The following is a 16,592-nucleotide window of genomic DNA, read 5'->3' as shown; positions in this document are numbered from 1 at the left end:
AATAACAAGCGCGATGCTGATTCTGAATAGTCCAGCGCGCGAGGGTTAAACATCCAATACCGGATATGGCCATCTGGCTTGCGGTTCATGGCACGAGGTTTCAATTTGCGCGATTTCCAGACAACGATTGCAGAGCGCATCTCGCTTTCCGGTGCAGGTGTGCACAGCGGCGCGCCCGTAACGATATCTTTTGTGCCTGCCGATCCTGATACGGGGATTGTTTTCCACCGGCTCGATGGTGCTGATGCAAGCCACGAAATCAGGGCGCTTGTGTCCGAAGTCGGCACAACTGATCTGTCGACGACCCTTACCAACCGCGCAGGTGTCACCATCAGTACAGTCGAGCACGTGATGGCGGCAATTGCTGGGTCTGGCATCGACAATATGGTCATCGAGATTGACGGGCCGGAAGTGCCAATCCTCGACGGGACTTCGTCAGCATTTCTCGACGCGTTCGAACAAGCCGGATTTGCACATCAGGCAGCAAAGCGCCGCTTCATCCGCGTGCTCAAGACATCGCGCATCGAGTCTGGTGCGTCATGGGCAGAGTTCCGTCCTTATGATGGCACGCGCTACGAGGTCGAAATCGATTTTGAAACGCCTGTGATCGGCCGCCAGAAGTTCGCAAGCGATATGGATGAAGCCGTGTTTCGCAGGGAAATCTCGCGGGCGCGCACCTTTGGTTTCATGCGCGATGTAGAAAAGCTATGGGCTGGCGGGCTTGCGCTCGGCTCATCGCTCGACAATTCCCTGGTCATCGGTGATGACAACTCGGTCATCAATCCGGGTGGTCTGCGCTACAAGGACGAATTCGTGCGTCACAAGGCGCTTGATGCAATTGGTGACCTTGCCTTGGCGGGCGCGCCATTCATTGGTTGTTTCCGCTCCTATCGTGGTGGGCATCGACTTAATGCCGCGGCGCTTCGCGCACTTTTGTCGGATCAAACGGCATTTGAGATCGTCGAAATGGCGGGCAAGCGCGGTCAATCGCGTGGCGCCGCTCTTGTCGCGGTGAACGCTTCCGTTTTCGCACCCTGGGCGATCTGACCTACTAGAATCTTGGTATTGCGCTATGCACAGCCTGCAGCATGATCGCCGCAAGGCGCGCTGTTGCAGGTTCGGACTGTGCTTCCGAGCGATGAAGCACAAGTCCCAGGGACGGCAGGGCAGGTAATCCGCTGTCGGCTGGTACGAGGGGCTGCACGCTTATAGGAAGGCCGATCGGGGTGCGGATCGTCACGCCAAGGCCCGCTGCGGTCGCCGCCCAAAGGCCAGCAAGGCTGGGGCTGATAAAAGCCAGCCGCCACGGGATTCCGGCCCGATCGAGCGCGTTGATGGCAGCAGTGCGCAACAGGCAGGGCGCTTCAAGTGAAGCCAGTGGTAGCGGTTCGTCTGCTGATACGCGCCAATGTTTTGGTTCGCCGGCCGGACCGACCCAGCACATCGGTATGTCCATGACACGCTCACAATGCGGCGTGACTGCACCATCGCTCCAGGCCAATGCCAGGTCGAGCCGGCCAGATGTCACGCGATCGATCAGCTCGGCATTGCGTGCCACGCGCGCCTCGATCCGCACTTTTGGATGGGCCCGGGCAAATTGCCCCAGTACGTCCGGAAGGATCGTCTCACCAAAATCTTCCTGGAGACCAAGCCGCACCCAACCTTCCAGCTCGGTCCCGTGGATCGCTGTGGCGGCTTCATCGTTGAGATCAAGTAGACGGCGTGCATAGGCAAGCATTGTCTCGCCCGCTTCCGTTAGTGCGAGGCCGCGGCCGGCTTTCACGAAGATCGGAGTTTCCGCCTGCAGTTCGAGCTTCTTCAGCTGGGCGCTTACGGCAGAGGTAGAGCGACCCAAGCGATCGGCTGCCTTGGCAAAGCTTCCGAACTCCATCCCTGTTACGAAGGTTCGCAACACATCCATATCGAATGTGATCCGTCGCATATTAATTATCCATATTTATAGGACTATTGATCCATAATTTTCTGATTTTAAGGACGAATATGCGCGTCTATAAATCGAGCGTCAAGTTTATTGCGTTATCGGCGCTCCATAGAAGGACAATTCTCATGCCGTTTGCCCGCATCTCTCTTCTTGAAGGAAAATCGCCGGAATATCTGAAAGCACTCTCCGATAGCCTGCACCAGGCCATGGTCGAGACCTTCGATGTCCCGGCAAATGACCGCTTTCAGGCCATCCATCAGCATCGCCCTGGCGAGTTGATTTTCGACCGCAATTATTTCGGCGGACCGCGCTCGGATGATTTCGTCGTGTTCTCGATAACGACGGGCAAGCCCCGCGACACGGTAACGAAGAAGGCGTTCTACAAGCGGGCGGTCGCGCTGCTTGGACAGGCACCGGGCATCCGGCCGGAAGATATTATGATCATCATCAATACCTCGAGCCGGGACGAATGGTCCTTCAGCAACGGCGAAACGCAGATGCTGGAAGCCGATTGACGATATTGCATTGAAAGGGACCGCTGCCATGATCGCCATGCAATATAGCTTTTCACTACCTGCCGACTACGACATGGCGATCATTGATCGCCGTATCGCCGAGAAAGGCCCTCTGCTCGACAATCTCCCGAACTTGCGGTTCAAGGCCTATTTGACCGCTCGAAGAGACGATGGAACCGGAAGCCGCGACAATCTCTATGCGCCATTCTATCTCTGGAACCACGAAGACGGTCTGAGCGATTTTCTCTGCGGCGAGGGCTTTGCTGGACTTACGCAGTCATTCGGCTGGCCGCAGGTCAAGACCTGGGTCATCTGGCAGGCACATCTTACCGATGCCGTGCGTGAAGCGGTGTTTGCAACCCGCGAAATTCGCGCGACGGCAGCCCACTCGCCGCTTGGCGAATTGCGCAAGCGCGAAAGCGAGGAAGCAATCAATGATGTCGAGAAAGGTGGTGCACTTGCCTCGGTCTCGGCCTTCGAGCCGACAAGCTGGACGCGTATCCGCTTTCAACTTTGGGGCGAGCCGCGGCGATTGTTATCCGGTACTGACGTCCAGGCCTACAGGATTGGACATCTTTCCCTGCCGGAACAAGATTGAATTCATTTTACACTCCGCCACAAAATTGGACGATTACACGGCAATAAGATTGCTGATTCTGTCGGCTTGTGGTTTATGAACGCCCAACCGACGGTAAGATTGACTATGCCTAGAGCATGAGACGCAAACGTGATATCGGGTTTGCGATCAATGCTCTTAAACTATTGTGTGGGGCCGGAGACAGCATGGCGAATTGCAGAATGTCGATGAATTCAGGGCTTGGCCGCAAGGCCCGATTGGCCCTTCTTCTTGTTCCAATTGCCAGCGCTATAGCCATTTCCGGTTGTGCTTCGAAAGATGATGATCTCGATCTGAACGCCTATGTCGACACGATTGAGCCTGCCGATGTTCTCTACAATCAGGCGCTGGCCAACCTGAATTCCGGGCGTCTCGATGAAGCCGCGAAGAAATTCGATGCGGTTGATCGCCAGCATCCCTACTCAGAATTTGCCCGCAAATCGCTGGTGATGGGCGCATTCGCCAATTATCGCGCTGGCAAATATGACGAAGCCATTGCCATGACCAAGCGCTATATCGCGCTCTACCCAACCCAGCCCGAAGCTGCTTATGCCTATTACATCACTGGCCTTAGCTATTACCGCCAGATCCCGGATGTGACGCGCGAGCAGGGTATGACCCGCCGCTCCATTGCCGCATTCAATGAGGTGGTCGAGCGTTTCCCTGATTCTGAATATGTCGAAGATTCCAGGGCTAAGATCCGTTTTGGTCGCGACCAGCTCGCCGGCAAGGAGATGCAGGTCGGACGCTATTACCTTGAGCGCAAGGAGTATCTTGCAGCGATCAAGCGTTTCCGCGGCGTTGTCGAGCAATACTCGAACACACGCCATGTCGAGGAAGCCTTGGCACGTCTCGTCGAAGCCAATTATGCGCTTGGCCTGACGAGCGAAGCACAGGCGGCGGCAGCCGTCCTCGGGCAGAACTACCCGGACAGCCAGTGGTACAAGGATAGCTACAAGCTCCTCCAGAGCGGTGGCCTGCAACCGCGCGAAAGTGCGGGGTCGTGGCTCTCCAAGGCCGCAGCGGCAATCACTGGCGGCAAAGACGGCGTCTAACCGATATAAACCGAGCAATCCATGCTTTCGCATCTGTCGATCCGCGATATTGTTCTGATTGAACGGCTCGACATCGAGTTTCGCGAAGGCTTGTCGGTGCTGACTGGTGAGACGGGTGCCGGTAAATCCATCCTGCTTGATGCCTTGTCGCTCGCCCTTGGGGCACGCGGCGACGCCTCCCTTGTGCGCCACGGCGCGGAGCAGGGGCAGGTTACGGCCGTTTTCGACGTGATGGGCAGTCATCCCGCACGGGCACTTTTGCGTGATAACGATATTGGCGACGATGGCGATATCATCCTGCGCCGGGTGCAAACCGCCGATGGTCGCAGCCGCGTCTTCATCAATGATCAGGCGGCAAGCGTCACGCTGCTGAAGGAGCTTGGCCGCAAGCTCGTTGAAATCCACGGCCAGCATGACGACCGCGCTCTGATTGACATCGATATTCACCGTACTCTTCTCGATGCGTTCGGTGCGCTTGAAACCAAAGCTGCTCTGGTCCGGGCGCTACACAAGACATGGCGGGACACAGAGCACGCTCTGGTCCGTCATCGCACCAAGGTGGAGGCTGCCACACGCGAAGCCGATTATCTGCGTGCCTCCGTCGAGGAGCTTGCCAAGCTCGATCCGGAGCCGCAGGAAGAGGAGGCCCTGGCGATCAAGCGCACGGAAATGATGCGCTCGGAAAAGATCGCGGGCGATGTCAATGACGCCAATGAGGTCCTTTCCGGTAGTGCATCGCCCGTGCCGTCGCTTGCCAGTCTGGTTCGGCGCCTCGAGCGCAAGGTGCCGGAAGCACCGCAATTGCTGGAGCCTGTGGTCAAGGCGATCGACGAGGCTCTGAATGCGCTTGCGGAGGCCCAGAATGGTATCGAACAGGCCATCCGTGCCATCGATTTTGACCCGCGTGTCCTCGAGCAGACGGAAGAGCGCCTCTTTGCCCTTCGCGGCGCAGCGCGCAAATACTCTGTGGCTGTCGACGATCTTGCCGCCTTGCGGGACAGGATGGATGCCGATCTTGCCGATATCGACGCGGGCGCCGAACGGCTTGCTGCGCTGGAAAACCAGACGCTTGCTGCGCGCGACGCTTTTGATCAGGCAGCTTTGGCCCTTTCGAATGACCGGCGCGAGACTGCAGACCACCTCAAGCAAGCCGTCATGGCGGAACTTCCGGCGCTGAAACTTGAACGCGCGGAATTCATCGTGGAAATGACGACAGATCCGCAGAATCGCACCGCCGAGGGCATCGACACCGTCGAATATTGGGTCCGAGCCAATCCCGGCACGCGCGCGGGGCCGATGATGAAGGTTGCTTCCGGCGGCGAGCTCTCGCGCTTCCTGTTGGCCCTGAAAGTGGCGCTTGCCGATCGCGGTTCGGCGCCGACGCTGGTGTTTGACGAAATCGATACGGGCGTGGGTGGCGCCGTTGCCGATGCCATCGGCCAGCGCCTGCGTCGTTTGGCAGGTCAGGTTCAGGTGCTTTCCGTCACTCATGCGCCGCAAGTCGCTGCCCGGGCACAGACGCATTTCCTTATCGCAAAAGCCGCTGCCGGCAATGACCGTGTGGCGACATCGATCCGCGCCATGGAGACGGGCGACCGGCAGGAAGAAATCGCCCGCATGCTGGCCGGCGCCAGTGTCACTGAGGAAGCACGTGCAGCCGCAGTTCGTTTGTTAAGGGAAAATGCTGCCGGTATCTCCCCCCTTGTGGGGGAGAAAGCGATTCCAGCATCTTAGCACTTGCCAAGTGCGAGAAATCGCAAGAGAGGGGATTTTGCATCCACGATATCCCCTCTCTTGGACTTTCTAAGGATTTAGCAAAGAGGCTAAATCCAAGAAAGTCCGTTCTCTCCACAAGGGGAGAGATAAGTGCGGCTTCGTTTGCACATTATCTGAACTCAATGCACTGGATTTTGAACGATGCATTTCGGCGTCTCATAGGCTAATCTCCCGCCCGAATCCGTATTTTCAGCGTCGGACAGGCCATGGCAGACATTCCCGTAGAAGACTTGAGTGAGGCGGAAGCGGCCGAGGAACTTGGCCGTCTCGCCGCCGAGATCGCCCAGCACGATTACCGCTACAATACCGAAGACGCACCGATCGTATCGGATGCCGAATATGATGCGCTCCGGCGACGCAATCTCGCCATCGAGCAGCGCTTTCCGCATCTCAAGCGCGAGGATTCGCCCTCAAACAAAGTTGGTGCGAGCGTCTCGGAAAAGTTCGGCAAGGTCACCCATGTCGTGCCGATGCTGTCGCTGGACAATGCCTTCCACGATAGTGACGTAGAGGATTTCGTCGGCCGTATTCGCAGGTTCCTCAAGCTCAGCGCTGACGCTGCGGTTGCGATCACGGCAGAACCCAAGATCGATGGCCTGTCGCTTTCGCTGCGCTATGAACTCGGGCGGCTGGTAACGGCGGCGACCCGCGGCGACGGCACCACCGGCGAAAACGTCACGGTCAATGCACGTACCGTCGCCAGCATCCCAAATGTGCTGAGTGGCAATCCGCCCGAAGTGCTGGAGGTGCGCGGCGAGGTCTATATGGGTCATGCCGATTTTGCCGCGCTCAACGAGCGTCAGGCAAAGGAAGGCAAGCAGATTTTCGCCAATCCGCGCAATGCGGCAGCCGGTTCCCTGCGCCAGCTCGACGCAACGATCACCGCCTCGCGGCCATTGCAGTTTTTTGCCTATGCCTGGGGCGAGGTGAGCGAGATGCCGGCGACCACGCAAATGGGCATGGTCGACGCGTTCCGGTCCTATGGCTTACGCGTCAATCCGTTGATGAAACGCTTCGAGACGGTTGAAGGGCTGGTAAAGCATTATCACGAGATCGAAGAGCAGCGCGCCTTGCTCGGCTATGATATCGATGGTGTCGTCTATAAGGTGGATGACCTCGCGCTGCAGCAGCGGCTCGGCTTTGTCTCCCGCAGCCCGCGCTGGGCGATTGCGCATAAATTCCCGGCCGAACAGGCAATGACGATCCTCAGAGGCATTGACATCCAGGTCGGACGCACAGGCGCGCTGACCCCGGTGGCGCGACTGGAGCCTGTCACGGTGGGCGGTGTGGTCGTTACCAATGTGACACTTCACAACGAGGATTACATCAAGGGGATCGGCCAGAATGGTCAGCCAATCCGCGAGGGCAGCGACCTGCGCGTTGGCGATACGGTCGTGGTGCAGCGCGCCGGCGATGTCATTCCGCAGATCGTCGATATTGTTGCCGACAAACCACGCGGGCCGTCGCCCTATGTCTTCCCGAACGTATGTCCAGCTTGTGGTTCGCACGCAGTGCGGGAAGAAGGCGAGGCGGTGCGCCGCTGCACCGGCGGTTTGATCTGCCCGGCGCAGGCCGTGGAACGCATCCGGCATTTCGTCTCGCGCAACGCCTTCGACATCGAAGGCCTCGGAGAGAAGCAGGTGGAGTTTTTCTTCAAATCGGAGGATCCGGCCCTGCATATTGGCACGCCAGGCGATATTTTCACCCTGAAGAAACGCCAGGCCGGTTCGTTGACCAAGCTGGAGAACATTGACGGTTTCGGCGCAACCTCGGTCAAGAAGCTTTATGACGCGATCGACGACCGGCGTCAGGTTTCGCTCAGCCGTTTCATCTATGCCCTTGGCATCCGCCATGTCGGCGAAGTCAATGCCAAGCGGCTGGCAAAGGCCTATCGTTCCTATGATGCCCTTGCCAATGCGGCAATGGCAGCAGTGCCCCCCAAGGACAGGGCCGACAAGGGCAATGACGCATGGCGCGAATTGAACGAGGTCGAAGGCATTGGCAGCATCGTTGCCGAGGCACTGGTCGATTTCTATGCGGAAGAACACAACCGCGAAGCACTCGCCGCACTTCTGGCCGAAGTGACACCGATCGACGAGGAAGTGAAAACGGTCAGTGACTCGCCGGTTGTCGGCAAGACCATCGTCTTCACCGGTTCGCTGGAGCGTATGTCGCGCGATGAGGCCAAGGCCATGGCCGAGCGCTACGGCGCCAAGACGGCCGGTTCCGTTTCGAAGAAAACGGATCTTGTCGTCGCCGGACCCGGAGCAGGCTCGAAACTGGCGCAGGCGCAAAGTCTTGGCATTGAGGTCATCGACGAGGATGCCTGGTTTACGTTGGTGGGCGCATGAGCGAAATCGTGTTCAAAGGCTTTGGCGAAAAGGCGCTGCCGTTTCTCAAAGCGCTGGATTTCCATCAGAATCGCGAGTGGTTTGTGGAGAACAAGGACCTGTTCGAGGCGCATCTTTACGAACCGCTCGGTGACTTGGTCGACGATCTGCTGGTGCGTTTCGAAAAGGCCGGTCTGCCGTTTCGGGGTGACCGGAAGAAATCGCAATTCCGCATCAAGCGCGATACCCGCTTTTCCAAGGATAAGAGCCCCTACAACCGGCATTTGTCGGCGCTGTTGTCGCCCGACGGCAATAAATGGGCGGAGAGCGGCTGTTTCTATGTCTGTATCGGTCTTGAGGACTATCGCGGCTGCTACGCCGCCATCGCCTGGTGGCAGCCGAAGCCCGAACTTCTGCTCGCCATGCGCAAAGCCATCGTCGAAAAGCCAGAGAGATACCGCGCCATGGTCAAGGCGCTCGCCAAGAATGGACTCGAACTGCGTGATAGCGATCGACTGAAACGGACCCCGCGCGGATTCGACGATGTTGCCGAAACCGATCTGATCGAGGCGCTGCGTAACAAGAGCTTTGTCGTTCGCTTCCCGATAGATCCCGCCAGCATCATGTCGCCAAAGCTCGCCGACGATCTTCTCGACTTTGCACTGCGGGCAAGGCCATTGATCGACTGGGGCAGGGCGATCGAAGGGACGTTGATATCCTGATGGTGCTTACTCAAGCCACTCGGTTATAAAAACCTCGTTGGCGTGGATATCGATGGTCTCGAGCGCACCGGGTCCGAGATTCTCGAATTTATGCGGTGTATTGGCGGGTGAGACGACGATCTGGCCTTCATGGGCATTGATGATTTCGCCGCCAACAGTGAAGCGGGCATGGCCTTTGCGGATGATGAATGTCTCAGTGTAGGGATGCTTATGCAGGCGCGGTCCACCACCAATGCGTTCCTGGCAGTTGAATATGATCGACACATTGGTGCCATAGGGCTTGCCGGTAACCTCGCCGTGCCAGCGTTCCGGATGCTCCGCCCAGACATCGCGATTGATGACATGCGCCATGGCTCTCTCCCTGTTAACGCTCCCAAGTACAACCTATCCGTCGATCAAAAGAGTGACAAGAAGGGGATAGGGCGGCATCTCATGCAGCAACATTGATGGTATCGATCAACAAATCTCACGTGACAGCTTGACCATCCTGGCCTAGAGCAGGCCCCATGGACGAACAAATATATCAACGAGAGGCGGTCGCGGCCGATTCCAGCAGCTCTCGCTCGCAATTTTGGGAAGGCTTTGCCAAGGGCTTACCCATCATGATTGCATCGGCGCCGTTCGGACTGCTGTTCGGCGCGTTGGCAATCGACAACGGCTTCAGTGTATTCGAAGCGGTGCTGATGAGCGCCGCGATTTTCGGCGGCGCCAGCCAAATGGTCGGCATCGAGCTCTTCGGTCACAACATCCCTGCCTGGCTGATTGTTTTTTCCATTTTCGCGGTCAATTTCCGGCACGTACTCTATTCGGCCGCGGTGGGGCGGCGGATCGGCCACTTCAAACCGCTGCAGAGCGCCCTCAGCTATTTCCTTTTGACGGACCCGCAATATGCGGAAACGGAGAAACGCGCGGAATCGGGGAAACCGGTGACATTCATCTGGTATCTTGGCGTGGCCACGCCGATCTATGTGATGTGGGTATTGGAAGCGTGGATAGGCGGGCTCTTCGGCAATCTCATTTCCGATCCGCATGCTCTTGGTATCGACATGCTGCTCCCGATCTATTTCCTCGGGCTTGTCATGGGCTTTCGCAAGCGCGACAACTGGGCGCCAATCGTCATCGCCAGCGCCATTGCCTCGATCATTGCCTACAAGACCATCGGCTCGCCGTGGCATGTGAGCATCGGCGCCCTGGCCGGCATTCTGGTGGCCGTGATCGTTGCCAAGCCGGAAAAAGTACGAGCGGAACGCTGATGTCTTCGATCTTCTGGATCATTCTCGCTGGCGCGGTCCTGACATTCCTGACGCGTATTGGTGGTCATCTGGTGCTGTCACGGTTCGAGCGCATCCATCCGCGTGTCGAAGTGGCGTTGAATGCGGTGCCAGCCGCGGTCCTGACGACGCTGGTTGCGCCAGCGGCCGCCACCGCCGATTGGCGCGGTCTGGTGGCATTGGCCTTCGCCGGGCTGATTTCCCTGCGGTTTAACGCGCTGACCATGTTTCTCGCTGGCGCGGCAATGATCATTCTGCTGCGCCAGTTCTCCTGATCGCTTTCAGCCGCCGTGACCGAAAGGCTCGGTCACCGCGATAAGCCATTGGCGTGCCGGACCAGTCGTGTGCGCCAGCAGCGCCTCGCGAACGCGGGCGTGGTAGGCGTCCAGCCAGATCAGCTCTTCGCGTACCAGCAGGCTGGTGTCGATCAGCCGTTTGTCGATGGGGCAGAGCGTGATGGTCTCAAAGCTCATCATCGGGATGTCCCCGCCTTCCGGCACTTCCGGCTCGGTAACGATCAGCAGGTTCTCGATGCGGATACCATAGCCGCCAGCACCGGGCTTGTAGTAGCCGGGTTCGTTGGAAAGGATCATGCCCGGCAGCAGTTCCTGCACGCCGCGCTTCGAAATGCTCTGCGGCCCCTCATGCACCGATAGGAAGGAGCCGACGCCGTGGCCGGTCCCATGGCCGTAATCGTAACCCTGCTTCCAAAGCGCAATACGGGCGAGGGCATCGATATCCATGCCGCGGGTGCCTTTGGGGAAGCGCGCGGTTGAAACGGCGATCATGCCTTTCAATACCAGCGTGAACTTGCGCTTCATATCGTCGGTCGGCCTGCCGACCGGCAGAGTTCGGGTGATGTCAGTCGTGCCGTCTCGATACTGGCCGCCGCTGTCGATCAGGTAGAGCTCGCCATCCTCCAAAGTGCGATTCGACGCTGTGCTGACCCGGTAATGCGCGAAGGCACCATTCGGCCCCGCACCGGAAATACTGTCGAATGAGAGGTTTTCCAGCGGCATCTGGAAGCCCTCGGCCACGGTGCGGCGGGTTTCTTCAAGTTTCGTCGCTGCGATGATCTCATCGATGGTGCCGGGTGCCTGCTCGTCGATCCAGGACAGGAAAGACACCATGGCGACGCCATCGCGTTCATGCGATTTGCGTGCGCCTTGAAGCTCGACGGCGTTCTTGACAGCGCGCGGCAGACGCGCCGGATCGAGGCCATCCACGACTTTGCTGCCGGCTTGCTCAATGATCAGCCGCAGCTTCTCGGCCGCAAGTGCCGGATCGAGCATAACCGTCTTGCCCTCTGCGGCAAAAGCCGAAACGTCACTTTCCAATGCGGATGGCGGACGCAAGGTCGACAGCTGCGTAAGGTACGCTTCCGTTTCGATTGGTAGTTTGCGTTTGTCGATGAAAAGCAGCGGCTCGCCAGCAGCGGGGAGCAGCGCGAACGCCAACGGCAACGGCGTGTTGCTCACGTCATTACCACGAATATTGAAGGCCCAGGCAATGGAGGAAGGATCCGTAAGGATCGTCGCGTCAGCCTTGGCCTTGGCAACAGTTTCGGCCAATTCATGCAGCTTTTGGCTCGCAAGCTTGCCTGCGTATTTCTCCGGCTGGATCGTGACGGCTTCGAGCGGCGGCGCCGGCTGGTCGTCCCAGATCATGTCGACCAGATTGTCCTTGACCGCTACGAGACTGCCACCGTTCTTCTCGAGCGCCTCGCGCAGGGACTTGGTCTCGCTGATTGTATGCAACCACGGATCGAAGCCGATGGTGAGCTTCTTTTCGACATTGCGCAGCCACACTGGCGGCGGGGTGTCCACCAGACTTTCAATCGTAAAGATTTCTGGGTCCGTCTGTTCGGCCGCCTGCAATGTGTAGCGTCCGTCAACGAACAGATAGGCCTGGTTCTTCATGATCAGGGCAACGCCGGCCGAGCCAGTAAAACCGGTCAACCATGCCAGGCGGCGAGCGCGGGCAGGCACGTATTCGCCCTGATGTTCGTCGGCGCGCGGTACGAGAAAACCGTCCAGGCCAAGGCTCCCGAGTTCGGCACGCAGCTTGGCGACGCGCGGCGCGGCGGTGGCTGGATTGCTTGCGACCTCAAACGACTGGAACATGATGACTGAAACCTCTGTTGTTAGAGGCCGAAACCTACCGCCCCGCCCTGACGCGCGCAATGGATGAGTGGATTTAACAACGGGATTTTGCCGTAGAACACTGAATAGAGCATAGTTGCATTACACGAATTATTTCGTCGTGAATGCGCGATAAACATGGCTGCCATGCACGAACGTTGCTGGTTCCCGGCGGGGCAAATCAGCTATCTTTTGAGCGGGAGGATCGGTTGCCACCATATGATCATGGAGATGAGAGATGGCATACAAGATCCGTGGATTCTTCAAGATAGCGCTCGAAAATATTTTCGCCTACCGCACAGCCCAGATGCAAAGATACGTGGTCCGGTCGATCGACGGGACGCGTGAAAGAACCAGGCACATCAACTATTACGTTTAGGGTCAGGACCTGTTAATCCGGCCGAAATGGTATTTGGCTTTTCGTTCGGATACGAGGAGCAGAGGCGATGGCAATGTTTATCCATTTTCAAGCCTTTGCGACACGGTAGCCGGGCGAAAAGACCATATCCTGCCGACGCCGAAACGGCTGCAAGCTCAAGTGTCGAACCATTCGGCCGGGGGGAAGACCCCGCCCTTCACGCTTCTCCTCGCATCTTCTTGCCGTTTCAGGCGCCACTTCGATCATATTAACAGGTCCGGACCCTAAGCGGCGACGCATTGGCTTTGAGGTGCAGCGTAACCCAGCCTTCGCGGCGAAGCGTTTTCTGATGGAATAATCCTTGCACGCGATAGGCGGCGAGTACCTTCTCGCGCTGCGTTTCGAGAATACCTGAAAGAATGAGCGAACCGCCGAAGGCCAGGTGTTTGCGCATCTCGGGCGCCAGCTGCATCAGTGGCCGCGCCAGAATATTGGCAACAATCAGGTCGAACGGTGCAGCAAAGCGCATCGATGGATGGTGGAAGCCTGTTGCGGTTTCAGTCTGCACTCGCGCAGCGACGCCATTCTTCACCACATTCTCCTGCGCCACCGCGACGGCGATCGGATCGATATCCGTGGCCAGAACCGGGATGGGCGCTAGCTTGGCAATGCCGATGGCAAGCACCGCGCTGCCGGTGCCAAGATCAAGCGCATTGCGCGGATGTTCACGTCTTATCACTTCGCCAATCATGTCGAGGCAGCCGGATGTGGTTCCGTGATGACCCGTGCCGAAAGCGAGCCCGGCATCGATCTCGATGCCGAGATCATTGACGCGGCGCTTGTCGCGGTCGTGTGAGCCATGGACGAAGAACCGTCCGGCGCGAACCGGCGTCAACCCTTCTAGCGAATGCGCAACCCAATCGATGTCCGGCACTTGTTCGCGCTTCAACTCGAGGCCGAAGATATCACTACCCAGCAAATCCATGATACGCGCCGCGATATCGTCTGGCTCGAATGTATAGACGGAAACCTCGAAGATCTCGCGATCCTCATCGATTTCGGAGGTGGAGATCGGCAGGCCATCTTCCTCAAAAGCGCGTTCGAGCATGGTGAAAACGCGCTCGGCTTCGATCTTGCCGGCGGTAAGGAAAAGGCGGGTCTGGGTGGTCATCGGGAAAACGGCTTTCGGATCAGCTCTTGGCGAGGCGTTTCAATTTCTCGACAGCCGTATCAGGATTTTCGCCATAGGCAATGGTGCCGAAGAAACCGCCCTTGCTGTCCAGCAGAAAGATCGAGGCCGTGTGGTCCATGGTGTAGTCATTACCCTCGACAGGAACCTTGCGTGCATAGACGCTGTAACCCTTGAGCATGGCCGCCATCTTGTCTGGATCGCCGGTCACACCCACGATCCGGTCGGAGACATTGCTGACATAGGCTTTCAACGTTGCCGTTGTGTCGCGTTCGGGATCCACCGTGACAAAATAGGCGTTGATGTCCTTGCCTTCTGGACCCAGTTTCTTGAGCCAGCCATCGAGTTCGAACAGCGTGGTCGGGCAAACATCCGGGCAATGGGTGAAGCCAAAGAAGATGGCCGAAGGTTTTTGGCGGAACGCGGCCTCGGTGATTGGTTCGCCGTTCATGGTCGTAAGCTGGAATTCCGTGCCGAACGGGCCCTGGTTGCCGTTTGCCCCCTGCCGCGAAGACTGGAATGCGATCCATCCGGCTGCGGCAGCAAGCAGCGCAATCGCCACGATCAAGAAGGGCATCAAACGTTTGTTCATGGATGTGACTCTGTAAGACTCTGGAGCTGCTTCGAGGTGGCTACATGCACCACGCCAGACCGGCGTTGATAAGGGACAGGAAGATGGAATCGCCCTGATTGAACCATGCGGCGAAGGTCAGTCCCGATGCAATGGCGGCGCCAAGCGCAAGCGCTGCATAGAGCATAATTCTGGGTGCGCTGATGGACGATGACGTTTTCATGGGTTGAATATAGGATTTCGGCGCTGTCTATGCAAAAGAATTGCCCAAACTTCATTTGAGAAACATGATGGCTGACACAGACGATCCACGCTTTCAAAACGACCAGCCGCGGATCCATCCGAGCGCGCAGTTGAAAGGTGTCAAACTAGGCAAATATGCCGAGGTCGGCGAGCGCGTCGTCTTGCGCGATGTGACGGCTGGTGATTTCACCTATTTCGAACGCCACAGCGAGGGCATCTATGCCGATATCGGTAGTTTCTGCTCGATCGCATCGAATGTCCGTATCAATGCGCTTGAACATCCGATGGAGCGGCTGACGACGCATAAGATCAGCTACCGGCCAAATGAGTTTTTCCGTTACCAGGGCATCGATAGTGCCTTCCGCGCCCGTCGGCAGGCCAAGCGCGTCAGCATCGGCCACGATGTGTGGATTGGCCATGGCGCAGTGATCATGCCCGCCATCAGGATCGGCCATGGCGCCGTCATCGGCGCCAACGCGGTGGTCACAAAGGATGTTGCGCCCTACATGATTGTCGCTGGCAATCCAGCCCGGCTGATTCGCCCACGTTTTACAGAAGATATCGTCGCGCGCCTGTTGCGGCTTGCCTGGTGGGATTGGCCATCAGCGACCCTCTTTGAAGCCATTCCTGATATACAATCGCTCAGCATCGAGGATTTTCTGACCAAATGGGAACGCTAGTTGCCGCACAGCGTTCGGCTTGCAATCAATCGGCGCGGTATCCAAATTTGGCACGTGTTCGCAACTTCAGGAGATTTTTCGATGAGATGCACAATCGCTGCACTGGCTCTTGTGGGCGCCGCAATCGTGCCTGTGCAGGCCGAGGAGGTAGGCAAGGTCGGCGTCGACTGGTTCGGCAATGACATTGTCATCGATGCGGTCACCGATCCGAAAGTACAGGGCGTCACGTGTCATCTTGCCTCGTTCTCACGCGGCGTGATCGACAGGCTGCAGAAGGGAAACTGGTTCGAGGACCCTTCCAACGCCTCGATCTCGTGCCAGCAGACCGGCCCGATCACCATTGACGACATCAAGCTCGGCGAGGGCGGTGAGCGGGTGTTCTCGGAGCGGACGAGCCTCATCTGGAAGAAACTCGTCATCACCCGGATCTATGACAAGGCAAACAACTCGTTGATCTATCTCGCCCATGCAACCCAGGTCCAGGATGGTTCAGCCAAGACATCGATCTCCACAATCCCGCTGTTTGCCGGGAATGTGACCTGGACGAAGGGCAAGCCAGAATAGCATTTTCTGAAGGCGAATCTTGTCGTGCACAAGGTTCTCGGGGCTAAACAGCAACTCGATTGGCATCGAGATCGAGAATTGGGGCCCTCTCCACAGGAGTGGAGGCAGCTGGGTGTCCTGGACTGGAGCTGCCGTTGACGGATCCAAGGTCATCGAAGCTGGGCATAAGTTCGGCGTTCCAGATGGGGGCTGGGAGATCTTTACCGATGCTCAGATTGCAACGATCGTGGCCGCCGCTCAGGCCATCTGCGGCGAATTCGATATCGAAGAGATCTTCGGGCACGATGATATAGCTCCGGGCCGGAAATCCGACCCTGGGCCCGCCTGGGATATGAATGCATTCAAGGCGAGGGTGCGAGGCGAGGCCGATTTTTGTGACGCCGTCATGGTGGTCCGCTCGAGTAATGGTTTGAATATCCGACAGGGCCCCGGCGCTTCGTTTCCAACAGTCAGAGAAATACTTGCCGACGGGACAAAGGTTATGGTGCATGAGGCGAGCGGTAAGTGGCGGTCCGTGCTGACGCCGGCCGGGGAGAGCCCGATTTTCGGGTTGGGTCCATGGCGACCGGTTGCCCGAACAGGGAGATGGAAGGGAGGCGCTAGATACCCTTCACAAAAC

At 57.9% G+C, this 16,592-nt stretch carries 19 protein-coding genes; 13 read left to right on the top strand and 6 right to left on the bottom strand.

Annotation, left to right across the window (positions count from 1 at the left end; translation table 11 throughout):
- The first annotated feature begins 87 nt into the window (after positions 1–87).
- A complete protein-coding gene (gene lpxC, locus AAAC48_RS20675; protein ID WP_340655987.1) occupies positions 88–1,047 on the top strand; it encodes a UDP-3-O-acyl-N-acetylglucosamine deacetylase in 960 nt (319 codons plus the stop codon).
- A 4-nt stretch (positions 1,048–1,051) separates the two neighbouring features.
- On the opposite strand, the gene AAAC48_RS20670 is transcribed toward lpxC, so the two are convergent.
- Entirely contained in the window at positions 1,052–1,942 is an 891-nt protein-coding gene (locus AAAC48_RS20670; protein ID WP_340655986.1) for a LysR substrate-binding domain-containing protein, read from the bottom strand.
- Positions 1,943–2,067: 125 nt separating this feature from the next.
- Between AAAC48_RS20670 and AAAC48_RS20665 the strand changes: the two genes are divergently transcribed.
- From AAAC48_RS20665 to AAAC48_RS20640, 6 genes are all read left to right on the top strand, one after another.
- Positions 2,068–2,457, top strand: coding sequence for a tautomerase family protein (locus tag AAAC48_RS20665; protein WP_340655985.1), 390 nt, complete (start codon positions 2,068–2,070; stop codon positions 2,455–2,457).
- 28 nt (positions 2,458–2,485) lie between these two features.
- Complete coding sequence (locus AAAC48_RS20660; RefSeq protein WP_340655984.1) at positions 2,486–3,055, top strand: DUF4865 family protein; 570 nt, start codon at positions 2,486–2,488, stop codon at positions 3,053–3,055.
- Between the two features lie 206 nt (positions 3,056–3,261).
- Positions 3,262–4,128, top strand: coding sequence for an outer membrane protein assembly factor BamD (locus AAAC48_RS20655; RefSeq protein WP_340656000.1), 867 nt, complete (start codon positions 3,262–3,264; stop codon positions 4,126–4,128).
- A gap of 21 nt (positions 4,129–4,149) precedes the next feature.
- Positions 4,150–5,862 (top strand): DNA repair protein RecN, encoded by a 1,713-nt coding sequence (gene recN / locus AAAC48_RS20650; protein ID WP_340655983.1) that lies wholly within the window; start codon positions 4,150–4,152, stop codon positions 5,860–5,862.
- A gap of 248 nt (positions 5,863–6,110) precedes the next feature.
- The gene (gene ligA / locus AAAC48_RS20645; RefSeq protein ID WP_340655982.1) at positions 6,111–8,255 is read left to right on the top strand and encodes an NAD-dependent DNA ligase LigA; all 2,145 of its coding nucleotides are present in this window, start codon (positions 6,111–6,113) and stop codon (positions 8,253–8,255) included.
- Positions 8,252–8,956 carry a TIGR02453 family protein gene (locus AAAC48_RS20640; RefSeq protein WP_340655981.1) on the top strand — a complete coding sequence of 235 codons (705 nt, stop codon included), beginning with the start codon at positions 8,252–8,254 and terminating at the stop codon, positions 8,954–8,956. The genes ligA and AAAC48_RS20640 overlap by 4 nt, the downstream gene beginning before the upstream one ends.
- Positions 8,957–8,962: 6 nt before the next feature.
- On the opposite strand, the gene AAAC48_RS20635 is transcribed toward AAAC48_RS20640, so the two are convergent.
- On the bottom strand, positions 8,963–9,307 hold the full coding sequence (locus AAAC48_RS20635) for a cupin domain-containing protein (protein WP_340655980.1): 345 nt from the start codon (positions 9,305–9,307) through the stop codon (positions 8,963–8,965).
- 155 nt (positions 9,308–9,462) lie between these two features.
- On the opposite strand from AAAC48_RS20635, the gene AAAC48_RS20630 reads away from it, so the two are divergent.
- Both AAAC48_RS20630 and AAAC48_RS20625 read left to right on the top strand, forming a co-directional pair.
- The gene (locus AAAC48_RS20630; RefSeq protein WP_340655979.1) at positions 9,463–10,209 is read left to right on the top strand and encodes an AzlC family ABC transporter permease; all 747 of its coding nucleotides are present in this window, start codon (positions 9,463–9,465) and stop codon (positions 10,207–10,209) included.
- Entirely contained in the window at positions 10,209–10,502 is a 294-nt protein-coding gene (locus AAAC48_RS20625) for an AzlD domain-containing protein (protein WP_340655978.1), read from the top strand. The genes AAAC48_RS20630 and AAAC48_RS20625 overlap by 1 nt, the downstream gene beginning before the upstream one ends.
- 6 nt (positions 10,503–10,508) lie before the next feature.
- On the opposite strand, the gene AAAC48_RS20620 is transcribed toward AAAC48_RS20625, so the two are convergent.
- Positions 10,509–12,353: an aminopeptidase P family protein gene (locus AAAC48_RS20620; protein ID WP_340655999.1), complete on the bottom strand. Its 1,845-nt coding sequence runs from the start codon at positions 12,351–12,353 to the stop codon at positions 10,509–10,511.
- A gap of 253 nt (positions 12,354–12,606) precedes the next feature.
- On the opposite strand from AAAC48_RS20620, the gene AAAC48_RS20615 reads away from it, so the two are divergent.
- Complete coding sequence (locus tag AAAC48_RS20615) at positions 12,607–12,747, top strand: hypothetical protein (protein ID WP_340655977.1); 141 nt, start codon at positions 12,607–12,609, stop codon at positions 12,745–12,747.
- A gap of 247 nt (positions 12,748–12,994) precedes the next feature.
- Here AAAC48_RS20615 and AAAC48_RS20610 read toward each other — a convergent pair whose 3' ends face one another.
- From AAAC48_RS20610 to AAAC48_RS20600, 3 genes are read right to left on the bottom strand one after another with little or no spacing between them, the layout of a single operon-like run.
- Positions 12,995–13,897: a 50S ribosomal protein L11 methyltransferase gene (locus tag AAAC48_RS20610; RefSeq protein WP_340655976.1), complete on the bottom strand. Its 903-nt coding sequence runs from the start codon at positions 13,895–13,897 to the stop codon at positions 12,995–12,997.
- Between the two features lie 19 nt (positions 13,898–13,916).
- Positions 13,917–14,507, bottom strand: coding sequence for an SCO family protein (locus AAAC48_RS20605; RefSeq protein ID WP_340655975.1), 591 nt, complete (start codon positions 14,505–14,507; stop codon positions 13,917–13,919).
- A gap of 40 nt (positions 14,508–14,547) precedes the next feature.
- A complete protein-coding gene (locus tag AAAC48_RS20600; RefSeq protein WP_340655974.1) occupies positions 14,548–14,709 on the bottom strand; it encodes a hypothetical protein in 162 nt (53 codons plus the stop codon).
- Between the two features lie 67 nt (positions 14,710–14,776).
- Between AAAC48_RS20600 and AAAC48_RS20595 the strand changes: the two genes are divergently transcribed.
- From AAAC48_RS20595 to AAAC48_RS20585, 3 genes are all read left to right on the top strand, one after another.
- Positions 14,777–15,409 (top strand): DapH/DapD/GlmU-related protein, encoded by a 633-nt coding sequence (locus tag AAAC48_RS20595; RefSeq protein ID WP_340655998.1) that lies wholly within the window; start codon positions 14,777–14,779, stop codon positions 15,407–15,409.
- 81 nt (positions 15,410–15,490) lie between these two features.
- Positions 15,491–15,973: a CreA family protein gene (locus AAAC48_RS20590; RefSeq protein ID WP_340655973.1), complete on the top strand. Its 483-nt coding sequence runs from the start codon at positions 15,491–15,493 to the stop codon at positions 15,971–15,973.
- Between the two features lie 19 nt (positions 15,974–15,992).
- On the top strand, positions 15,993–16,592 hold a 600-nt coding region (locus AAAC48_RS20585), incomplete at its 3' end, for an N-acetylmuramoyl-L-alanine amidase (protein WP_340655972.1).

Source organism: Phyllobacterium sp., from assembly GCF_037994405.1.
Taxonomy (GTDB): Bacteria; Pseudomonadota; Alphaproteobacteria; order Rhizobiales; family Rhizobiaceae; genus Phyllobacterium.
This window is presented reverse-complemented; position numbering and strand designations above follow the sequence as displayed.